This window comes from Bacillus lumedeiriae, from assembly GCF_044891285.1.
Lineage (GTDB): Bacteria > Bacillota > Bacilli > Bacillales > Domibacillaceae > Pseudobacillus > Pseudobacillus lumedeiriae.
Genome location: NZ_JAUIYO010000055.1, coordinates 1 through 439, shown reverse-complemented (window position 1 = coordinate 439; position 439 = coordinate 1). Strand labels below are relative to the sequence as shown.

The window sequence follows — 439 nt, the reverse complement described above, 5'->3', positions numbered from 1 at the left end:
GGGCAAGGGTTATCGAAAAATGGTCAAAGCGCAGCTCGGGATCCCACGGGAATACTGGCGTCACCACCATCGCCTGCTGCTGCGGATCAAACGCGGAGGGCGCGGCGCTGGCGTCCGGGACGATGAACGCCGAAAACGGTACGTTCAGCCCGGTGGCAATCTTCCACAGCGTCGCCACCGTTGGACTTGATTCATTCCGCTCAATCTGCCCGAGCATGGCTTTCGACACCCCGGTCTCTTCCGCCAGTCGCGACAGGCTCCAGCCTCGCTGCTGGCTCAGGGTTTTAAGCGTTGCCGCCAGATGTTGCGCAATATTCATCCTTCCTCCTGTTTTTACTGCGCAAAGTATACCGCCATTTGTCTGATTTTTTCAGGACGTTTAACGGCATCGTACGCCACTGGCGGCGAGTTTTTCTCCCAGGGTAGCTGCGCGAACCAC

The 439-nt window shown here is 58.1% G+C and carries 1 protein-coding gene; it reads right to left on the bottom strand.

Annotated features, from left to right (window positions below; genetic code table 11):
* On the bottom strand, positions 1-319 hold a 319-nt coding region (locus QYG89_RS17165; RefSeq protein WP_404319420.1), incomplete at its 3' end, for a helix-turn-helix domain-containing protein.
* Positions 320-439 lie beyond the last annotated feature (120 nt).